This is a genomic window from Ferrovibrio sp., assembly GCF_036381655.1.
In the GTDB taxonomy this organism is placed as follows: domain Bacteria; phylum Pseudomonadota; class Alphaproteobacteria; order Ferrovibrionales; family Ferrovibrionaceae; genus Ferrovibrio.
In genome coordinates, this window is sequence record NZ_DASVCJ010000001.1 from 1 (window position 1) to 15,529 (window position 15,529).

The 15,529-nt window shown below is 68.1% G+C and carries 15 protein-coding genes and 1 pseudogene; 8 read left to right on the forward strand and 8 right to left on the reverse strand.

Features of this window, described 5'->3' with window-relative positions; translation table 11 throughout:
- Positions 1 to 127: pseudogene (locus tag VF194_RS00005) on the forward strand (IS5/IS1182 family transposase); the annotation flags it as partial.
- Positions 128 to 191: 64 nt separating this feature from the next.
- A complete protein-coding gene (locus VF194_RS00010; RefSeq protein WP_330886752.1) occupies positions 192 to 755 on the forward strand; it encodes an SRPBCC family protein in 564 nt (187 codons plus the stop codon).
- Positions 756 to 953: 198 nt separating this feature from the next.
- Here the strand turns inward: VF194_RS00010 and VF194_RS00015 are convergent, their stop codons facing one another.
- A complete protein-coding gene (locus tag VF194_RS00015) occupies positions 954 to 2,195 on the reverse strand; it encodes an MFS transporter (RefSeq protein ID WP_330886753.1) in 1,242 nt (413 codons plus the stop codon).
- Positions 2,196 to 2,289: 94 nt separating this feature from the next.
- Here VF194_RS00015 and VF194_RS00020 point away from each other — a divergent pair, with 94 nt between their 5' ends.
- Positions 2,290 to 3,075, forward strand: coding sequence for a helix-turn-helix transcriptional regulator (locus VF194_RS00020; RefSeq protein ID WP_330886754.1), 786 nt, complete (start codon positions 2,290 to 2,292; stop codon positions 3,073 to 3,075).
- Between the two features lie 56 nt (positions 3,076 to 3,131).
- On the opposite strand, the gene VF194_RS00025 is transcribed toward VF194_RS00020, so the two are convergent.
- The 3 genes from VF194_RS00025 to rmuC are packed head-to-tail and all read right to left on the reverse strand — an operon-like array spanning position 3,132 to position 5,825.
- Positions 3,132 to 3,563, reverse strand: a complete 432-nt coding sequence (locus VF194_RS00025; protein ID WP_330886756.1) for a cupin domain-containing protein — start codon at positions 3,561 to 3,563, stop codon at positions 3,132 to 3,134.
- Positions 3,564 to 3,621: 58 nt separating this feature from the next.
- The gene (locus VF194_RS00030) at positions 3,622 to 4,290 is read right to left on the reverse strand and encodes an exopolysaccharide biosynthesis protein (protein ID WP_330886758.1); all 669 of its coding nucleotides are present in this window, start codon (positions 4,288 to 4,290) and stop codon (positions 3,622 to 3,624) included.
- Positions 4,287 to 5,825: a DNA recombination protein RmuC gene (rmuC, locus tag VF194_RS00035; RefSeq protein WP_330886760.1), complete on the reverse strand. Its 1,539-nt coding sequence runs from the start codon at positions 5,823 to 5,825 to the stop codon at positions 4,287 to 4,289. The genes VF194_RS00030 and rmuC overlap by 4 nt, the downstream gene beginning before the upstream one ends.
- Positions 5,826 to 5,904: 79 nt before the next feature.
- Between rmuC and def the strand changes: the two genes are divergently transcribed.
- Genes def through truA form a run of 3 tightly spaced genes read left to right on the forward strand, consistent with a single transcriptional unit; the run spans position 5,905 to position 8,112 of the window.
- Complete coding sequence (def, locus tag VF194_RS00040) at positions 5,905 to 6,423, forward strand: peptide deformylase (protein WP_330886762.1); 519 nt, start codon at positions 5,905 to 5,907, stop codon at positions 6,421 to 6,423.
- A gap of 16 nt (positions 6,424 to 6,439) precedes the next feature.
- Positions 6,440 to 7,375, forward strand: coding sequence for a methionyl-tRNA formyltransferase (gene fmt, locus VF194_RS00045; RefSeq protein WP_330886764.1), 936 nt, complete (start codon positions 6,440 to 6,442; stop codon positions 7,373 to 7,375).
- Positions 7,375 to 8,112, forward strand: a complete 738-nt coding sequence (gene truA, locus VF194_RS00050; protein WP_330886766.1) for a tRNA pseudouridine(38-40) synthase TruA — start codon at positions 7,375 to 7,377, stop codon at positions 8,110 to 8,112. The genes fmt and truA overlap by 1 nt, the downstream gene beginning before the upstream one ends.
- Before the next feature lie 10 nt (positions 8,113 to 8,122).
- Here the strand turns inward: truA and VF194_RS00055 are convergent, their stop codons facing one another.
- Positions 8,123 to 8,719, reverse strand: a complete 597-nt coding sequence (locus VF194_RS00055) for a DUF6624 domain-containing protein (RefSeq protein ID WP_330886768.1) — start codon at positions 8,717 to 8,719, stop codon at positions 8,123 to 8,125.
- Positions 8,720 to 8,796: 77 nt separating this feature from the next.
- Positions 8,797 to 9,654, reverse strand: coding sequence for a universal stress protein (locus VF194_RS00060; protein ID WP_330886770.1), 858 nt, complete (start codon positions 9,652 to 9,654; stop codon positions 8,797 to 8,799).
- Positions 9,655 to 9,923: 269 nt separating this feature from the next.
- On the opposite strand from VF194_RS00060, the gene VF194_RS00065 reads away from it, so the two are divergent.
- The gene (locus tag VF194_RS00065; protein WP_330886772.1) at positions 9,924 to 11,000 is read left to right on the forward strand and encodes a calcium/sodium antiporter; all 1,077 of its coding nucleotides are present in this window, start codon (positions 9,924 to 9,926) and stop codon (positions 10,998 to 11,000) included.
- 32 nt (positions 11,001 to 11,032) lie between these two features.
- Here the strand turns inward: VF194_RS00065 and VF194_RS00070 are convergent, their stop codons facing one another.
- Positions 11,033 to 11,605, reverse strand: coding sequence for a hypothetical protein (locus VF194_RS00070; protein WP_330886774.1), 573 nt, complete (start codon positions 11,603 to 11,605; stop codon positions 11,033 to 11,035).
- On the reverse strand, positions 11,583 to 12,809 hold the full coding sequence (dapE, locus tag VF194_RS00075) for a succinyl-diaminopimelate desuccinylase (RefSeq protein ID WP_330886776.1): 1,227 nt from the start codon (positions 12,807 to 12,809) through the stop codon (positions 11,583 to 11,585). Before dapE ends, VF194_RS00070 begins: the two co-directional genes overlap by 23 nt.
- Positions 12,810 to 13,051: 242 nt before the next feature.
- Here dapE and secA point away from each other — a divergent pair.
- Positions 13,052 to 15,529: preprotein translocase subunit SecA (gene secA, locus VF194_RS00080; RefSeq protein WP_330886778.1), on the forward strand; the 2,478-nt coding region annotated here is incomplete at its 3' end.

A 15,529-nucleotide genomic window follows, 5' to 3' on the forward strand; every position in this document is an offset into this window, starting at 1 on the left:
TAACCGCATCGAGCGCTTCTTCTGCCGCCTCAAGCAGTTCCGAGCCATCGCCACCCGCTACGACAAACGAGCCGACCATTTCGCAGCAGCCACAAAGCTCGCCGCCGCCATCCTCTCATACAATTGACGACACACCCTAGGGGCAAGCGCGCGAATTCCGATCGCGCCGCACAGCGACAGGAGAGACCGTCATGACTGCCCAAGCCGGTACCGTTGAAAGCACCGCCGCCCCGAATTCCGCCACCGGACCGATCAGCACCGGACCGATCAGCACCGGGGCGACGCGCACCGCCAAGATTTCCGAGCGCGAGCTGACGCTGACCCGCATCATCGATGCGCCGCGCGAAACCGTCTTCCGCGCCTGGAGCGATCCCGAATTGATGCAGCAATGGTTCGCGCCGAAGCCCTACAAAGCGATCAGGGTGGAGGTCGATCAGCGCCCGGGCGGCGCCAGCCTGATCGTCATGCAGGGGCCGGACGGCGTCGAAATCCCCTGCCCCGGCATCTATCCGGAGGTGGTGCCGAACGAGCGCCTGGTTTTCACCGATGCCTATAACAAGGCCTGGGAGCCGGCGGCGAAACCCTTCATGACCGCGATCGTGACCTTCGAGGCGGCCGGCGCCGGCAAGACGCGCTACCATGTGCGCTGCCTGCATTGGACGGCGGAAGACTGCGCCGCGCATGAACAGATGGGCTTCCATGCCGGCTGGGCGCAGTGCGCCGAGCAACTGGCGGAACTGGTGGCGCGGATCTAGCCAGCTAAAGCCGCCGCCCCTCACCGTCACCCCCGCGCTTGTCGCGGGGGTCCATGCGGCGCCGACCCGGCAAAGACAAGCGCCCTCCCGGCGCAGCGTCGATGCTGCTGGACCCTCGGAACAAGTCCGAGGGGGACGATCTGTGTGAACGAGGCCGCCGCCCTGCGGCGCTGCATCACGCCCCGGATCACATCCAGGTCACGCCCGGGCCGGACGCGGGGACGCGTCGCCCGGCGCGTCTGCTGCGTCCGCCGCCTGCACTTCGTTCGGCCGGTGCGGGAAGAACAGCGAGGAGAGGAAAATCCCCAGGCCGAACACCGCCAGCACCTGGAACAGCATGACGAAGCCGCCGCCGGAGGCAGCGCCGATCTCGTGCAGATAGGCCACCAGCGGCACGGCGCAGGCGCTGGCGCTGAAGGAGAGGAAATAGCGCAGCGCATAGGCGCGCGAGCGCCAGGCTTCCGCCGTGTAGCGCACGATCATCGCGTCGTTGACGGTGACCTGGCCGAAGATCGCGAACATCAATCCGGCCGCGCCGGCGATCAGGCCCCAATCGCCGGCCTTGGCGGCGATGAACAGGCACGGCGCCTGCAAGGCCGACAGCGGCACGAAGATCGCCTTCAGGCTGAAGCGGTCGACCAGCTTGCCGATGATGAGCTGCGCCACCGCGCCGGCGATATAGACCGCGCAGACCAGGGCGCCGACGCCCAGGCTGGATTGCGTCAGGCCGAGCAGGCGCTCGTCGAACAGCTTGGGCAGCGACACGGTGGCGGCGTTGAAGACGACGCCGCCGGTGACGGTGGCCACCGCCAGCACCATGAAGGCGCGCATGGCGATGCGGCGCGGCACGGCGGCCTGCTGCCTGGCGCTGGCGCGCACCGGCGCCGGCGCATCGGGCACCAGCAAAAGAAAGGCCGCGCCGAACAGCATGGCGGCCGCGCCCGGCAGGATGAAGGCGGCGCGCCAGCCGAAATATTGCGCAAGGCCCGCCGTGATCAGCGCGGCGAAGGCGATGCCGAGATTGCCCCAGACGCCGTTGAAGCCGATCTCGCGGCCGAGCTTTGCCGCATGCGAGGCCAGCAGCGCGCCGCCGACCGGATGGTAGATCGCGGCGAACAGCCCGATCAGGGTGAGCGAGACGGCCAGCATGGCGACCGAATTGCTGCAGCCGGCCAGGATGGCGGCGGCGCCGATGCCGAAGAAGAAGACCGCCAGCATGTTGCGCCGGCTCCACAGATCGCCGAGCCAGCCGGCCGGAATCGAGGCCGCGCCGAAGGCGACGAAGCCGCCGACCGAAAGCGCCAGCAGTTCGCCGTAGGAGCGCCCGAAGGCGGCGCTCATCGAGAGCACCGCCGTCGGGAAGATCAGCATGAACATATGGTCGATGGCATGGGCGGCGTTGACGAAAACGATGACGCGCCGGCTATGGGAAGACTCCATGGCTCCGATCCGGTCCGGTTTCTGCTTGCGCCGGCGACGATAGCCATGTCTGATATGCGTTGTCCTGCCAATTTCTGTCGAGAATCTGACAAACATGTCTGCCCGCAGCACCAATGCCGAGGATTACCAGCGCATCCGACCGGCAGTGGCGGCGATGCCGAAGGATTTCGCCCCCGGCGAGACCGTCCGGCCGCACCGCCACGAGCGCGCGCAGCTTCTGTTCGCGGTGCGCGGCGTGATGCAGGTGACCACGCCGGTGGGCACCTGGATCGTGCCGCCGCAGCGCGCCGTCTGGGTGCCGCCCGCCACCGAGCATGCCCTGCGCATGATCGGCGCGGTGGCGATGCGCACGCTCTATATCGCGCCGGCCGCCGCCGCCGGCCTGCCGGCGCAATGCCAGGTGATCGAGGTCTCGCCGCTGCTGCGCGAACTGATCCTGGCGGCGATGGAGGAGCCGGTGGATTATCCGCCCGGCAGCCGCGGCGCGCTGATCGCGCAGCTTCTGCTGCATGAGATCGAGGGCGTCGGCGCCTTGCCGCTGCACCTGCCGATGCCGCAGGAGCAGCGCCTGCGCCGGGTCTGCCGGCTCGTGCTGGAGCGGATCGGCGCCGATCTCGGTCTGGAGACCCTGGCGGCGGAAGCCGGCATGAGCAGCCGCAGCCTGGCGCGCCTGTTCCTGCGCGAGACCGGCATGGGGTTTCAGGCCTGGCGGCAGCAGGCGCGGCTGGCCGAGGCCCTCAAGCGCCTGAGCGAAGGCCAGCCGGTGGCCCTGGTGGCGGCCGATCTGGGCTATGCCTCGCCGGCGGCCTTCACAGCGATGTTCCGCCGCAGCTTCGGCACGACGCCGAGCCGGTATTTCGCCCAGCCGCTGCGCCGGTAAGGCGGATAGCACGGAAAGCAATCGGCTCCGTCGGCCCGGGCGCGGTGCTGCCGCCTCTAGCGAGAATCCGGCGTCCAGCCCGGCGGCGCGAGTTCGAAGCCGGCGAATTCGAAAGCCGGCGCCACCGTGCATCCCACCAGGCTCCAGGCGCCGAGCGATTCCGCCGCCTGCCAGTGATGCGCCGGTACGATGCCCTGCGGGCGCTGCCCGGCGGACAGATCGCTGCCGAGCGTGAGATGCCGCGGCGCCGCGCCCGGTTGCGCCGCCATGCTGAGCCGCAGCGGCGCGCCGGCATAATGATGCCAGATCTCGGCCGCATCGACGCGGTGCCAATGCGAGCGCTCGCCGGCCTTGAGCAGGAAATAGATCGCGGTCGACCGCGCGCGGCCATTCGAATCGGCGGCCGGATCGCGGAAGGTCTCGGCGAAATGCCCGCCTTCGGGATGCGGCTGCAACTGCAATGCGGCGATGATCTCGTCGGCGGTCATGGCGCTCTTCCAGAAAGACAACGTAACAGTCACGCCTTGCCCGAGCCGGACGCCCGGCTCAGAAAAGCTTCTGGATTATATCCAGTCCGACGGTGATCAGGAACCAGACCCAGGCGGTGCCGAGCAAAGTCGTGACGAAGCCGGACGCCACCATGACGCCATCGCGCTCGAGCTGGCCGACCGCCGTCAGGATGATCGCCCAGGCCGGCACCAGGTTGCCGAAGGGAATCGGCAGGGCGAGCAGGAAGGCGTTCCACAGCACCAGCGCGCCGATCAGGCGCCGCGCCCGGAAGCCGGCGATGAGCTGCACGCGCGGCTTGATGAAGCGCTCGATGCGTTCGATCACCGGGATGGCGCGGCGCAGGGCGCGCGCCACATCGGCGCGGCGGAAGCTGCGCTGCAGCCAGCTGCGCGGAAACCAGGGATGCTCGAAGCCGAGCAGCATCTGCGCGCCGAGCCAGAGCAGGGGCGCGCCGAGAATGGCCGACAGGCCCGGCGCGATCGGCGCCGGCACGCCGTTGGGCAGGGCGAAGACCAGGACCAGCAGGCCGAAGGCGCGGATCTCGAAAGCGTGCAGAAGGTCGTGCAGGCTGACGCGGTCCTCCGGATCGCCGTTGCACAGATCGGCGACGATCTCGCTGATCTTGCGGCCATTGGGATGGTGCTGCTGGCCGGCGCCATGCGGATCGCCGCGCGGATCGTCATGCGGACTGGATGCGAAACTCACGAAGCCCCGCCGTTGCTGCCATCGCCGCCGGCGGCCAGGCGCGGCCGCGCGGGCGCCTCGATCCCGGCATCGACCTCCTCGACGCTCGCGTCGATGATGTCGTCGGCATGCCGGATATTGACGTTGAAGCTGGGCAGGGCCGCCGGCGCGCTCTTGGCGCGGATGCCGAATTTCGCCAGCCGGCGGATGCGCGGCAGCAGCCGCGCATTGACCGAGCGGCTGAAGGTCTCGAATTCCTCGCTCGCCTTCTGCAGGCCCTTGCCGACGCGCTCGGCCTGCGCCAGCGCCGTGCCGGCGCTGTCGACCAGCTTGGCGACGGCGTCGATGATGGCTTCCAGATTCTCGACCTGGCGGCCGCTGTCGATCTGCATGCGCGAGACCGCGATGATGGCGGCGAGCGCCGACGGCCCGACCACGACGATATTGGCCTCGGCCGCGCGGCGCTCGAAATCGGGCGCCGCCTGGCGCAGCTTCTCGATCGCCGCCTCGTTGGGCAGCGCCATGGCGATCAGGCTGCGTTTCAGCGCGCCGCCGCGCTTCAGCTCGCGGTAGGTGGACAGCACCGCATTGCCGTAATCCTTCGCCGCCAGCGCGCGCAGATGCAGGTTCATGCGCTGGGCCAGCTGCGCCAGCGCCGCCGCCTCGGCCGCCGCATCCTCCGCCTCGGCATGATCGAGCAGCAGCTTCGAGGCCTTGGAATCGATCACCAGCACGGCATCGCCGGGCAGGAAGACCACCGCATCGGGCCGCAGGCTGCCGCGCTCGCCGTCGCCGGCGGCATGATACTGCACGATGAAGTCATGGCCCGGCTGCAGCCCGAAGGCCTTCAGCGTGTTCTCCAGGCCGATCTCGGCCAGCCGGCCGGCGCCGCCGGGATGCGACAGCGCGCGATGCACCGTCTCGATGGTCTTGCGGCTGTCGCCGACCTGCTGGTGCAGGCGGCTGACCGTGTCGGTGATCGCGGCGAATTGCTGCAGCAGGCCTTCCGAGGTCTGCTTGTAATGCTCGAAGGTCTGTTTCTTCTGCTCGTCGGCCTCGCGCTTATGCGTCTCCAGCAGCATGGCGCCGAGCTGCTTGCCGGTCTCCAGGGTGGCCGCCTTGGCGGCCTCGGTCATCTGCAGCACGGTCTTTTCGAAATCGGCAATGCGCTTCTCCTGCTCGGCGAGCTGCTGGCGCGCCAGGGCGGCATTGCGCTCCTGCTCGATGCGGGCGCGCTCGGCCTCCTCGCGGGCGGCGCGCGCGGCCGCCGTCTCCGCCGCGGCCTTCTCGAGCTGCAGCGCCAGTTCCGCCTGGCGCGTCTCGGCGGCGGCGCGGGCGGCAGCGGCCGATTCCAGCTTGGGGCGCAGTTCGGCCAGCGCCGCCTCGGCAGCGGCGCTGGCCGCCTGCGCGGCTTCCAGCCGGGCCGTCAGGGTGGCGATTTCCGTAGCCGATTCAGGCGTTTGCCCAGGCGCCCGGGCAGACCGCCGCAGCTGCCACAAAACCGCGAGCAGCAGCAGCCCGAGGATGGCAAAACCGATAGGAATGCTTATATCCATGACAGTTCAATACCAGTGGGCTTGACGGACCGCCAGCCTGCATCCTATCTGGCGGCCGTGATTTGAATGGGTTCCGTCTATGGCCGTATTGCCGATCATTACCGCGCCGGACAAGCGCCTGGAAGCCGTCTCCGCCCCGGTGGCGGCGGTGGACGATGCCGTGCGCGCCCAGCTCGACGACATGCTGGAAACCATGTATGCGGCGCCGGGTATCGGGCTGGCCGCGATCCAGGTCGGCATCCCCAAGCGCATGCTGGTGATCGACATCGCGCGCGAGGACGAAGAGAAGCAGCCGCTGTTCATCGTCAACCCGGAATTCACCTGGGTGTCCGACGACGACAAGGTCTACGAGGAAGGCTGCCTGTCGCTGCCCGAGCAATATGCCGAGGTGGCGCGGCCCGCGGCGGTGAAAATCTCCTATCTCGATTATAACGGCGAGCAGAAGGAATTGCAGGCCGACGGCCTGCTCGCGGTCTGCCTGCAGCACGAGATGGACCATCTCGACGGCATCCTGTTCATCGATCATCTTTCGGCGCTCAAGCGCAACATGATCCTGCGCAAGCTGCTCAAGCAGAAGCGCCTGGTCGAAGCCGGCTGAGCCGGCGGCTTTTGCCATGACGCTCCGTCTGGTGTTCATGGGCACGCCGGATTTCGCCGTGCCGGTGCTGAAGGCGTTTCTCGAGGCCGGCGACGAGATCTGCGCCGTCTATTCGCAGCCGCCCCGGCCCGCCGGCCGCGGCCACAGGCTGACGCCCTCGCCGGTGCAGGCTTTCGCCGAACGGCACGGCCTTGCCGTGCGGCATCCGACATCGCTGAAAAGCCCGCAGGCGCAGGCGGAGTTCGCCGCCTGGCAGGCCGACGCCGCCATCGTGGTGGCCTACGGCCTGCTGCTGCCGCAGGCGGTGCTGGACGCGCCGAAATACGGCTGCTTCAACCTGCATGCCTCGCTGCTGCCGCGCTGGCGCGGCGCGGCGCCGATCCAGCGCGCCCTGCTGGCCGGCGATGCCGAGACCGGCGTCTGCGCCATGAAGATGGATGCCGGGCTGGATACCGGCCCGGTGCTGGATTGCGCGCGCGTTGCCATCGGCCCGCGCATGACGGTGAGCGAATTGCACGACGAACTGGCCAGGGCGGGCGCGCCGCTGATGCTGCGCGCCGTGCATGACTACGCCGCCGGCCGGCTGGAGCCGCAGCCGCAGCCGGCCGAGGGCGTGACCTATGCCGCCAAGCTGGCCAGGGACGAGGGCCGCATCGACTGGACCAGGCCGGCGGTCGAGATCGACCGCATGGTGCGCGCGCTCAATCCCGGGCCGGGCACGTTCTTCACGGCGCAGAACGGCGAACGCATCAAGCTGCTGGCGGCCGAGCCGGTGCATGGCGGGGGCGCGCCCGGCCTGGTAGTGGACGACGCGCCGGCGGTGGCCTGCGGCCCGGGCGGGGATTTCGGCGCCCTGAAGCTGCTGAAACTGCAGCGCGCCGGCAAGGGCGCGATGAGCGCGGCCGAATTCCTGCGCGGCTTTCCGCTGCCGAAGGGAACGGTGCTGGGCTGATGCCGCGGTTCCGCCTGACGCTGGAATATCACGGCGGCGCCTATGTCGGCTGGCAGCGCCAGCAGAATGGCCGCGCCGTGCAGGCGGCGCTGGAGGAGGCGATCCAGGCGCTGAGCGGCGCCAGCGTCGAGGTCGTCGCCGCCGGCCGCACCGATGCCGGCGTGCATGCGCGCGGCCAGGTGGCGCATTTCGACCTGGCGCGCGACTTCACGCCGGACCGCATTCGCGACGGGCTGAATTTCCACCTGCGCGACGAAGCCATCAAGGTGCTGGACGCGGCGATCGTGCCCGACGGCTTCCATGCCCGGCTGTCGGCGACCGCGCGCAGCTATCTCTTCCGCATCCTCAACCGCCGCCCGCCGCCGGTCCTGGAGGCCGGCCTGGTCTGGCATGTGCCGGTCAGGCTCGACGCCGATGCGATGCATGAGGCGGCGCAGCATCTGGTCGGCCGGCACGACTTCACCAGCTTCCGCGCCGCCGAATGCCAGGCGAAATCGCCGGAAAAGACGCTGGCGCATCTGGCCGTGCGCCGCGCCGGCGACGAAGTGCTGATCACCGCCCAGGCGCGCAGCTTCCTGCATCACCAGGTCCGCAACATGGTCGGCACGCTGAAGCTGGTCGGCGAGGGCCGCTGGAGCGCGGCGAATGTCAAGGCCGCGCTGGACAGGAAGGACCGCGCCGCCGCCGGGCCGACCGCGCCGCCGGAAGGTCTTTACCTGATGCGGGTGGATTACTGAGCCGTGCGGCTCAGCTGCGCCAGCCGATCGCCTTGGCCCAGTCCTCGAAATCCTTGCGGCGCGCCGCCCAATCGGCCGGCGGGCGCTCGCCCCGCTCCAGCGCCTCGGCGCGGCGCTGGGCGATGCCTTCCGAAAGCGGGATCAGATCGGCCAGGGCGCGGCGCATGTCGACATTGGCCTCGTCCTCGATCGGCAGCGGCACCATCTCGCCCGCCTCGTTCCAGTCGAACTGGCTGCCATAGACCTGCGGCCGGCCCTCCAGCCAGCGGATGCGGTCGGTCAGCAGCGCCACCTGCCAGCGCGGCACCCGGCCCTGGTCGGCTTCCGCCTCGATGATCTCCAGGCAGGCGCGCATGAAGCGCGGCAGGCCGATCGACTGCTGCACGATCATCCAGGCCGCGGCGGCCCCATCGGCGCCGGCCTTGTCGGTATTCGGCCAGCCCTCGGCATCGACGATGTCGGCCAGTATTTTGGCATGGGCATTGTGCAGGGCGCGGATCTCGGCGTTGTAGCCGATGAACAGGCTGCCATCGGCGGCGAGCGTGGCGCGCTTGGCGCGCTCCTCCTCGACCATTCCGATCAGTTTCTGCCGCAATGTCTGGTCCATCGCCTCGTCCCCTATTCACTCTCCGGCGGCCACAGTAACAAATCGACCATGCCGCGCAAGGAGCCCGGCCGGGGCGATTAGGCGCCGGGCGGGATGGCGAGCACGTCGACATCCGACATGCCCAGGACCTGCTGGGCGACGCTGCCCAGCACCAGCGTCGCCAGGCCGCCGCGGCTGCGCGTGCCGACGACGATGAGATCCGCCGCAAGTTCCTTCGCCACCGAACAGATGACATCGGCCTCGGAGGTCTCGTTCAGCCGGACCACCTGGCTGGCGGCCGGCAGGCGCTGCTCCGCTACGAAACTTGCCAGCGCGCCGGCGGCCTGGTCGTGCTCGTCGGCCAGGTAATCGCGGATTTCCGATTCCGTCATCTGCGCCCGGGCAATCAGGCCGGCGGCCGGAATGTCGTGCGCATGGACGACGGAAACCTTCGCCCGCGCCGTCAGGCCGAGATCGAGGACGGCGCGCGCGACATGGCCGGCGCCGGCGGCAAGATCGGTGGCGATCAGCAGATGGCGATAGAAGCCGGCGGGAACGCCATTGGCCATCAGCACGGGCCGCGGGCTGGCCCGGATGCTGCGCTCGGCCGTGGTGCCGACGAAGACGTCGCGCAGCGCCTGGCGCCGGTGCGGACCGAGCACGAGCAGGTCCGGGGATATCTGCCGGACGGAATCCAGAATGCCCTCGAAGGGATCGTTCAGCGCGATGCTGTGATCGCAGGCCACGCCGTCGATCTTGCCCAGCGAGGCGGCCTGCTCGCTGAGCAGGGCCGATGCCGCCAGGCGCTCGGCGCGGAGGATGCGCTCGGGCTGGTCGTTGTCGACCACATGCAGCAGCGTCACTGCCGCATCGAATTCCTTCGCCAGCAATACGCCGCGCCGGATGGCGCGGTCGGACCGGGTGGAAAAATCCGTCGCAACAAGGATCTTCTTCATGCGCCATGCGCCTCCCTTGTTCGGCATGCCCGTCGGGTTTGACGACGCCAGCTTCGCAACGCCAGATTCGCGATGCCGCTTTCGTGACGCCTTGGGACAGCGCGGCACGGATCAGGTTGCCGGAGCCACGATACCGCTCGTGGCGCGGCGGCATACTGACATGGATCAAAAATCCGGCGGCCGCGGCCCGATATACTGAAACCATATATGGCCGCCTGCGACAGCTTCTATCCGGAGGAAGAGATTCGCCCCATGACCCGGCCGATTGCATGCTGACCGCCCGGGATTCCGCCATTCAGGGTTTCGCCGCCCAGGGTCTTACGGTCCAGGGTCTTACGGTCCCGGGTCTTACGATCCAGGGCCTGACCGCCTTCGGCCTGACCGCCGCCGGCCTTGCCGTCCTGGTCGTCGGCGCCGAACTGCTGGTGCGCGGCGGCACGCGGCTGGCCGCGCGGCTGGGGGTTTCGCCGGTCGTGATCGGGCTGACCATCGTCGCCGTCGGAACCAGCACCCCGGAACTGGCGGTCGGCATCGACGCCGTCCTGCAGGGCAACGGCGACCTTGCCGTCGGCAACATCGCCGGCACCAACGTCGTCAACATCCTGCTGATCCTCGGCCTCAGCGCGGCGATGCGGCCGCTGGCCCTGCGGGCCGAAACATTGTGGCTCGACCTGCCGATGATCGTGGGCGCGTCCTTCGCCCTGCTGATCATGGCCTGGGACGGCAGCCTGTCGCGCGCCGAGGGAATCCTGCTGGTCGGCGCCGCGCTGGCATACACCGCCGCGATCGTGTATCTGGCGCGGCGCGAAAGCCGGATGGTCCGGGCCTCCTTCGCCAAAGGGATCGAAGAGGTCGGCGGCGGCCGGCCGCATCCGGCGCCGGAAGCCTCCGTCGCATGGAATCTAGCCCTGCTGATCGCCGGCATCGCGGTGATCGTCGTGGGCGCCGACTGGCTGGTGCGCGGCGCGGTCGGCCTGGCCCGCCTATGGGCGGTATCCGACGAATTCATCGGCCTGACCATCGTGGCGATCGGCACATCCTCGCCGGAACTGGTCACCACGGTGGTCTCGACGCTCAGGCGGCAGCGCGATATCGCCATCGGCAACCTGCTGGGCAGCAGCGTCTACAACATCCTGTTCATCCTCGGCCTCACCTGCATCGTCCCGTCCGCGCCGATCCCGGTGGCGCGCTCGCTGATCACGGTCGATATCCCAATGATGGCGGCCGTCGCCCTCCTCTGCGTGCCGGTCTTCTACAGCGGACGCCAGGTGGCGCGGATCGAGGGCATCGCCTTCGTGGCCGCCTATCTGGCCTATCTCGGCTATCTGCTGGCCAGCCGCACGTAAGGCCGCAGCATAAGCCTACGGCAGCATAAGGCCTACAGCAGCGCGCCGATGGCGCGGTCCACCAGGATGGTCGCGGCAAGATCGAGCGCCGCCGCGGTGACGGCCACCATCAGCGACGCGCCCAGCGCCGTCCGGGCGATCTGCGCCACGGTATAGAGCCAGAGCAGCAGCAGGGCGAGCTCCCAGCCGATCAGCGCCCCCGGCGGCAGCAGGCCCCAGTTTTCGGCGAGCATCACCGGCAGGCTGACGCCATTGATGATCGCCTGCGCCCAGTTGTAGAGCACGACGAAGACGGCATAGCGCCCGGTCAGGTGAAACGCCCGGCAGAGCAGGACCATCACCGCCAGATAGGCGACCCAGGCGGTGAGATACTGCCCCGCCTCGCCGAGCGCGAAGCCGATATGGCTGCCCCAGGCGGCAAGATCCTCGGCGCTCGGCTCCAGTACGGCGAAATAGAGGCCGGCGGCGATCAGCGCCGGCCAGAAGGAACGCCAGAAGCCGTCGATCGACAGGTCATACCAGGCCGGCGCCTGCGGATCGCCGCGCAGCACCAGGCCGAGCCCGCGGATGGCGGCGAGGATTTCAGGACTGCGCGGCAGCGCCATGGCCGGCCGGCATCGCGAAGAACCGCTGCAGCATGCCCTCGTAGACCCGCGACAGGGCTTCGATGTCGGCCACCGCCGCGCGCTCGTCCACCTTGTGCATGGTCTGGCCGATCAGGCCGAATTCCACCACCGGGCAATAGGCCTGGATGAAACGCGCATCCGAGGTGCCGCCCGTGGTGCTCAATTCAGGCATGCGCCCGGTGCCGTCGCGCACGGCCTCCGCCATGGCGGCCACGAACGGCCCCGGCTCGGTAAGGAACGGCATGGCGCCGTCCTCCAGGATCAGGTCGAACCGCGCTTGGTTGCCCTGGCGGCCGCAGACCGCCTCGCAGCAGCGCGTGATCCAGCTTTTCAGGCCGGCCGAGGTCTGTTCGGTGTTGTAGCGGATGTTCAGCACCGCCCTGGCCGCGGCCGGGATCACGTTGTTGGCCGGATTGCCGACATCGACGCTGGTGATCTCGAGATTGGACGGCTCGAAATGGGCATTGCCCCGGTCCAGCCGGCGGGTTTTCAGCAGGGTGAGGATATCCAGCAGCCGCGGGATCGGATTGTCGGCCAGATGCGGATAGCCGACATGGCCCTGAATGCCATGCACGGTGATCCGGGCAGTCAGCGAGCCGCGCCGGCCGATTTTTATCATGTCGCCCAGGCGGAACGGGTTGGTCGGCTCGCCGACCACGCAGGCGGACAGCGTTTCGCCCCTTTCCGCCAGCCATTTCAGCATCTTGGCGGTGCCGTTGATGGCCGGCCCCTCTTCGTCGCCCGTGATCAGCAGGCTGATCGCACCGTCCAGCCGACCGCCGCGCGCGGCCAGGAAACGCTGGGCGGCGGCGGCGAAGGCGGCAATTGCCGATTTCATGTCGGACGCCCCGCGCCCGTAAAGCTGGCCGTCGATGATCTCCGCGCCGAAGGGCTTCACCGTCCAGGCCGCTTCGTCGCCGAGCGGCACCACATCGGTATGGCCGGCGAAGCAGAAAGTCGGGCCCTTCTGCCGGGCGCCGATCTCGCCCTCGCCCCAGCGGGCATAGAGGTTTTCCACATCCGGAGTGCCGGGGGCGGAAAAGCGCAGGCGTTCGCAGCGAAAGCCGAGCGGCGTCAGCGCCGCCTCCAGCACGCCAAGCGCGCCGCCATCCTGCGGGGTGATGCTGGGGCAGCGGATCAGGTCCTGGGCGAGCCGCACGGGGTCGAGCGGGGCGGAGTTCACGTCAGTCGTCACCGGGAATACACCTTATTCTTGGATAGCCGATGTAACCCTTTGACTCGGCGAGGGTCAATGCGTGCCGGGCGATTCGCCGGGGCGGCTTTGCCGCAGGCGGGCTTCGTTGACATCGCGGGGCGCAGTGCTTATCTCTCACGCGGGTTTCCGTCGCCCGGTTTCCTTGTGGCGACACGGATTTAAGTCTCTCCAGCCGAAAAAATCAGGGCCGGAATACGCGGGAGTTGGGCATGTTGGGCGCCATCGCCAAGAAGCTGTTCGGGTCGGCCAACGACCGGGCGGTCAAGAGTTACCTGAAGACCGTCCAGGCGATCAACGCGCTGGAGCCCGAGATCGCCAAGCTGACCGACGCCGCCCTGCAGGGCAAGACGGTCGAATTCAGGGAGCGCCTCGCCAAGGGCCAGGACCTGGACGATCTCCTTCCCGAAGCCTTCGCCGTCGTGCGCGAGGCGGCCAAGCGCGTGCTGGGCCAGCGCCATTACGACGTGCAGCTGATCGGCGGCATGGTGCTGCATGACGGCCGCATCGCCGAGATGAAGACCGGCGAAGGCAAGACGCTGGTGGCGACGCTTGCCGTCTATCTCAATGCGCTGGCCGGCAAGGGCGTGCATGTCGTCACCGTGAACGACTATCTGGCCAAGCGCGACGCCGAATGGATGGGCCGCGTCTACGGGTTTCTCGGCCTGACCACCGGCGTCATCGTGCATGGCCTGACCGACGAGGAGCGCCGCGAGGCCTATGCCTGCGACGTCACCTACGGCACCAACAACGAATACGGCTTCGACTATCTGCGCGACAACATGAAGTTCCAGCGCGAGCAGATGGTGCAGCGCCCGTTCAACTTCGCCATCGTCGACGAGGTGGACAGCATCCTGATCGACGAGGCGCGCACGCCGCTGATCATCTCCGGCCCGTCGGAGGACACCACCGACCTGTACGTCAAGGTCAACGCGCTGATCCCGAAGCTGACGCCCGAGGATTACGAGAAAGACGAGAAGCAGCGCACGGTGAACTTCACCGAAGCCGGCACCGAACATATCGAGCAGCTGCTGCGCGATGCCGGCCTGCTGAAATCCGATTCGCTCTACGACATCGAAAACATCACCGTCGTGCATCACGCCAACCAGGCCCTGCGCGCGCATGCGTTGTTCACCCGGGATGTCGATTACATCGTCAAGGACGACAAGGTCGTCATCATCGACGAATTCACCGGCCGCATGATGGAAGGCCGGCGCTATTCCGACGGCCTGCACCAGGCGCTGGAGGCCAAGGAAGGCGTCAGCGTGCAGACCGAGAACCAGACGCTGGCCTCGATCACCTTCCAGAATTACTTCCGCATGTATCCGAAGCTGGCCGGCATGACTGGCACGGCGGCGACGGAAGCGGCCGAGTTCGCCGACATCTATCGCCTGGAAGTGGTCGAGATTCCGACCAACGTGCCGGTGGCGCGCCAGGACATGGACGACGAGGTCTACCGCACCGCGCGCGAGAAATACGAATCGATCGTCAAGCTGATCGAGGAATGCCGCCAGAAGGGCCAGCCGGTGCTGGTCGGCACGGTCTCGATCGAGAAATCGGAATTGCTGTCGGACTTCCTCAAGAAGAAGAAGATTCCGCATAACGTGCTGAACGCGCGCCACCACGACCAGGAGGCCTTCATCGTCGCCCAGGCCGGCCGGCTCGGCGCGGTGACCATCGCCACCAACATGGCCGGCCGCGGCACGGATATTCAGCTCGGCGGCAATGCCGAGATGCGGATCCTGCAGGAAACCCAGGGCATGGACGGCGAGGCCAAGGAGAAGCTGGCCGAGAAGATCCGCGCCGAAGTCGCCGTCGAGAAGGAGAAGGTGCTGGCCGCCGGCGGCCTGTTCGTGATCGGCACCGAGCGCCACGAAAGCCGGCGCATCGACAACCAGCTGCGCGGCCGTTCGGGCCGCCAGGGCGATCCGGGCGCGTCGAAATTCTTCCTCAGCCTGGAAGACGATCTGCTGCGCATCTTCGGCTCCGAGCGCATGGACAGCATGCTGCAGCGGCTTGGCCTGCAGGAGGGCGAGGCGATCATCCATCCCTGGATCAACAAGGCTCTGGAAAAGGCGCAGCAGAAGGTCGAGGCGCGCAACTTCGAGGCCCGCAAGTACGTCCTCAAGTTCGACGACGTCATGAACGACCAGCGCAAGGTCGTCTACGAGCAGCGGCGCGAGATCATGAACGCGCCGGACGTTCAGGACATGGTCGCCCACATGCGCGCCGAGGTGATCAACGACATGGTCGCGCGCTGCATCCCGCCCGGGGCGCTGCCCGACCAGTGGGACACGGCAGGGCTCCACGAGGAGTGCCTGCGCCTTCTGGGCCTCGACCTTCCGATCGCGGACTGGGCCAAGGAGGAAGGGATCGCCGAGGCGGAGATCCGCGAGCGGATCGAGGAAGCGACCAACCGCAAGCTCGCCGAAAAGGCGGCGAATGTCGGCCCCGAGCTCATGCGCATGGCCGAGAAGAGCCTCCTTCTTCAGATTCTCGACCATGCCTGGAAGGAGCACCTCCTCAGCCTCGACCATCTCCGCCAGGGCATCAATCTGCGCGCCTACGCGCAGCGCGACCCCTTGAACGAGTACAAGCGCGAGGCATTCGAGCTTTTCGAATCGATGCTGGCCCAGCTGCGCCAGCAGGTGACGAGCATGCTCTGTCACCTCGAGTTCCGGGTTCAGGCT

What these genes read in the sequence shown, in the direction of transcription:
- VF194_RS00060 (WP_330886770.1), bottom strand. Translation starts at nt 9,654, where the DNA reads ATGAAGAAGATCCTTGTTGCGACGGATTTTTCCACCCGGTCCGACCGC.
- VF194_RS00025 (WP_330886756.1), bottom strand. Translation starts at nt 3,563, where the DNA reads ATGACCGCCGACGAGATCATCGCCGCATTGCAGTTGCAGCCGCATCCC.
- VF194_RS00055 (WP_330886768.1), bottom strand. Translation starts at nt 8,719, where the DNA reads ATGGACCAGACATTGCGGCAGAAACTGATCGGAATGGTCGAGGAGGAG.
- VF194_RS00010 (WP_330886752.1), top strand. Translation starts at nt 192, where the DNA reads ATGACTGCCCAAGCCGGTACCGTTGAAAGCACCGCCGCCCCGAATTCC.
- truA (WP_330886766.1), top strand. Translation starts at nt 7,375, where the DNA reads ATGCCGCGGTTCCGCCTGACGCTGGAATATCACGGCGGCGCCTATGTC.
- rmuC (WP_330886760.1), bottom strand. Translation starts at nt 5,825, where the DNA reads ATGGATATAAGCATTCCTATCGGTTTTGCCATCCTCGGGCTGCTGCTG.
- VF194_RS00015 (WP_330886753.1), bottom strand. Translation starts at nt 2,195, where the DNA reads ATGGAGTCTTCCCATAGCCGGCGCGTCATCGTTTTCGTCAACGCCGCC.
- VF194_RS00065 (WP_330886772.1), top strand. Translation starts at nt 9,924, where the DNA reads ATGCTGACCGCCCGGGATTCCGCCATTCAGGGTTTCGCCGCCCAGGGT.
- VF194_RS00020 (WP_330886754.1), top strand. Translation starts at nt 2,290, where the DNA reads ATGTCTGCCCGCAGCACCAATGCCGAGGATTACCAGCGCATCCGACCG.
- fmt (WP_330886764.1), top strand. Translation starts at nt 6,440, where the DNA reads ATGACGCTCCGTCTGGTGTTCATGGGCACGCCGGATTTCGCCGTGCCG.
- VF194_RS00070 (WP_330886774.1), bottom strand. Translation starts at nt 11,605, where the DNA reads ATGGCGCTGCCGCGCAGTCCTGAAATCCTCGCCGCCATCCGCGGGCTC.
- def (WP_330886762.1), top strand. Translation starts at nt 5,905, where the DNA reads ATGGCCGTATTGCCGATCATTACCGCGCCGGACAAGCGCCTGGAAGCC.